Genomic DNA, 3,451 nt, shown 5'->3' on the forward strand with positions numbered 1-3,451 from the left:
CGAGGTAAGACCGCATCGAAGCTTACGCTTCGAGATTCTGGAAACTCCAGAGCAGGCATTTGTCAGGAAGATGAAAAAGGAGGCTTAATAAACATGAAACGAATTAAGCTATCGAAGGGAAATACTTTCAGGATAGCACAGCTGCTAAGTTGTTAACCCTACTTTTTGCAAAGGGAAGGGTGCCGCCCCTTTTGCGAGGCAGCCCAACTGAACTTGAAAAGTTTAATTTACCGCTTGGCAGAAACTCCTGTAAGATTCCGATTTGCCTAAGACACCGCCTTTTCCGCACTTCCAATACTTGGCTGCTGCCAGTTCGCGAACCATAACCCTTTTAAACACTTGCCAATTTCATCCCTCTTATGGCATTCACCCATGGCAGATCCAGGCGTTCGACTTCAGGAGCCTACATCAGAAAGAACCTTAAAGGCAGCAGGCATTTTGCTTCTGGACGGAACCCTACGTTTACCAAGTTTGGCCCAAGGAAGATCAAGCAGGATCGCCAGAAGGGCGGCGGCACCAAGACACGACTCCTTATGGCAGATATAGTCAATGTTTCTGATGCGAAAACAAAGAAAACATTTAAGGTTAAGATTACCGGAATCCTGGAGAACCCTGCGTCATCAAACCTTGTCAGGAGAAATATCCTCACAAAAGGAACTGTAGTCCAGACAGAAAAAGGCAAGGCAAGGATTACCTCGCGGCCAGGGCAGGAAGGGACTGTGAGCGGCGTTTTACTTTCTTAAATTCATCATTAATTAGGGGTTACAAAAAGGAATGTTTATAAACTAACGTATGTTTTCCCGACGCTATGAATGAACAATATGCTTGCCCGGCCCATGGGCATATGCTGACAAAGGCCCTCAATGAGGATGGCACTATTGTCCAGCTTCCGGATGCCCTCAAGGCAAGAGAGCAGCATTATTACTGCCCAAACCCAGAATGCGGGATTAGGGTGGTTCCAGAGGGTGGTTGCATCAACCGGGCTACAGATTTCTATCGGCACGGACATTTTAATGCACTCCCTGGTATTCCATGCAAACGTCAGGAGACCTACACTGGGCCAAAAAAGTCTCTTACCTCGCTTGTTAAAGAGGCCATAGCTTCTGGTCTTACCTTCTCCCGTGATTTTGATGTGGTTGAGACTGATTCGTTGTACTCCAGCTTCCATCGTAGGGGTGGGGATACGGGATATACTCCAAAACAGCCTTTTACTGTAGATATCTTTTGCCGCAGAGAAGGCCGGTATGGCATGGACACTATCCTGCATGTTGTGGAGTTGCCTCTCAAAGGATCATGCAATGACCTCTATCAAAAAGTCAGGGAAATCGCTTTTGAGCTTCCTCCCTCAAGGAAGAAAAGGGTTCTTGAATCAAATAGCGGCACACTTGAGATTGCACAGCGCATCTATCAGAATTTTATTGTTGTGATGAATGAGCATTCCTATAAACCTGCTGGCCAAAACGCAGCTGAACTTCCACCTACGGTGCATAATTTTATCGGCGATCTCTCAGGGCCTATTTATTTTTTCGACCTGGAGCATTTTATTGTTTCAGATGTGAAACTTTCAAGTCCTGAGCCTGTTCCAGATACGCCTCCTAAAAATCCCAACCGCATTTTTCATGTCCATAAGCGGGATATGCCTTACTTCAGCCTTGAGGGTATTTGGATTGGCAATTTTGCAAAAGAGCTGAGGAACTGGAAGGGCAGGAACAGCGTGCATATCACTGCCTGGAAGAAAGCGGTTCCCATACCTCTTGATATCGATGAAAATGGAAATCCTGTTTCTGTGTTCCGCAATGGTGGCCAAGGAGAGTTTTTACTTTAGGGGATTTATATGGCACTTGACCCTGAAGCGCGTTACTCTTTACAACTTACATCTCTTATAACCAAACTCATGAGTGCAGCAGGCCTTTATTCTACTAGTCGGGGATATATGTTGCAATCCCAATATGATACTGATGTTAAGCAGTCCTCCATTTTCGTCTATGAACTCCTTAAGGCCTTTCAGGCCTACCATACTAAGAAAGACTCAGGTTCGCTGCTTGCTGCAGACCCGTCCGCCAGCATACGAAGATTTATAATTGACTCAGCGGCAGACCTCCCTAAGAATGCCCGCGATTTTCTCGACGATGTTGTTACAGAAGGCATCGGTATGTTTCATGACCGGTGAAAAAGGTGGCATTGAAAAGTCATGCAGCGCCCTCTTGTGAGCCATCTTAAAATAAGACAGCAGAGCGACAAGGAGGTTGCCCCCTTCGGGGAATGTCGCTATTCTTCCTGACTTGCGCATGGCGAACTGCTCCGCAGGAGCGACCAAAAATGCGAAGCATTTTTGAGTACTGGCGCTGCCGAGCGAAGCGAGCAACTTTTCAATGCGACCGTGAAAAACCAACATCTTTATATAGCAAAAACGTCTGATTTCTCTGCAGAGGTGAAATGATGGCGTTCTTCCGCAAGCTGATGTTCTGGAAAAAAGACGATCTTGATTTAAGCAATCTGGGAGCTCTTGGAGCAGAGCCTCGAGCATCTCTTGGGCAGATGCCTGGCGAAATGCCTGCAGATACTGGCAGGCCACAATTTTCATATCCGAATGCCCCGGAGCTTGTCCCTCCGGCAGAGTCCTTTCCTCGGCATGGCATGGCAGGCATGGGAGCAAGCATGGGATATTCTGGCAGCGATTCCTCATTCATCCTTGCAAAAGACATAGAAATCCTCTCGAGCAAGCTTGACGCATTGCGGGCAGGCATAGAAAGCATCAACCAGCGCCTGGCAAATCTGGAGCGCATGGCGGGAGCTGACAATCAGCAACGAAAATACCAATGGTAAGGCAGTTTGCTCTGGTAGCTTTTCTTGCAGTAGTGCTGGATCAGGCATCAAAATACATTGCACGTACGTTTCTGGGGAATCCTGTCAACCTTGTTCCTTCTTTTCTGTCATTTGAGCTGGTTCGCAACACTGGAACAAGCTTTGGCCTTTTCCAGAACCTCAATCTTTTTTTTCTCATCATCGGAGCTGTTTTCTCATTCGGCATTTTGCTTTGGTATCCGAAGATTCCCAAGGACAATCTCCATCAGGCAGGGTTTGCATTCATATTGGGCGGCGCGGTTGGCAATACTCTTGATAGGGTTTTTCTCGGATATGTTACTGATTTTATCTCCTTCAGCTTCTGGCCTGCATTTAATGTTGCAGACTCTGCGCTCACCATCGGCGTTGTCCTGCTTTTGTATGCGTCTTTTCCAAAGAGATCTCCGGTTACTAGGAAAGGACAAATGACTCTGTTTTTGGTTCTTGCTCTGGCCGTCCTCTTTGCCGTCTTCTACATCTTTTTTATCCAGGGAGAGGTTACTGACATCAGGTCAGCAGGGCAGGCAACTGAGAGGATTACCGGAACCTTTGAGCTGACTCCGATCAAATCGTATGTTTCCAATTGTCTGCAGAATACTGCTGAGGC

General features: G+C 46.9%; 5 protein-coding genes. All 5 read left to right on the forward strand.

Annotated features, from left to right (window positions below; genetic code table 11):
* Positions 1–359: 359 nt before the first annotated feature.
* Positions 360–743 (forward strand): 30S ribosomal protein S8e, encoded by a 384-nt coding sequence (locus VJB08_05080; protein ID HLD43328.1) that lies wholly within the window; start codon positions 360–362, stop codon positions 741–743.
* A 65-nt stretch (positions 744–808) separates the two neighbouring features.
* A complete protein-coding gene (locus VJB08_05085; GenBank protein ID HLD43329.1) occupies positions 809–1,825 on the forward strand; it encodes a hypothetical protein in 1,017 nt (338 codons plus the stop codon).
* Positions 1,826–1,933: 108 nt separating this feature from the next.
* The gene (locus tag VJB08_05090; protein HLD43330.1) at positions 1,934–2,170 is read left to right on the forward strand and encodes a hypothetical protein; all 237 of its coding nucleotides are present in this window, start codon (positions 1,934–1,936) and stop codon (positions 2,168–2,170) included.
* A 269-nt stretch (positions 2,171–2,439) separates the two neighbouring features.
* The gene (locus VJB08_05095) at positions 2,440–2,826 is read left to right on the forward strand and encodes a hypothetical protein (protein HLD43331.1); all 387 of its coding nucleotides are present in this window, start codon (positions 2,440–2,442) and stop codon (positions 2,824–2,826) included.
* Positions 2,820–3,451, forward strand: a 632-nt coding sequence (gene lspA / locus VJB08_05100; protein HLD43332.1) for a signal peptidase II, incomplete at its 3' end; no start/stop codon positions are given. The genes VJB08_05095 and lspA, both read left to right, overlap by 7 nt.

It is taken from the genome of Candidatus Nanoarchaeia archaeon, assembly GCA_035290625.1.
Classification (GTDB): Archaea; Nanobdellota; Nanobdellia; order Woesearchaeales; family DATDTY01; genus DATDTY01.

Bases quoted from the DNA above. Each gene is read 5' to 3' on its own strand.
- VJB08_05080 (HLD43328.1), top strand. From the start codon at position 360: ATGGCATTCACCCATGGCAGATCCAGGCGTTCGACTTCAGGAGCCTAC.
- VJB08_05085 (HLD43329.1), top strand. From the start codon at position 809: ATGAATGAACAATATGCTTGCCCGGCCCATGGGCATATGCTGACAAAG.
- VJB08_05090 (HLD43330.1), top strand. From the start codon at position 1,934: ATGTTGCAATCCCAATATGATACTGATGTTAAGCAGTCCTCCATTTTC.
- VJB08_05095 (HLD43331.1), top strand. From the start codon at position 2,440: ATGGCGTTCTTCCGCAAGCTGATGTTCTGGAAAAAAGACGATCTTGAT.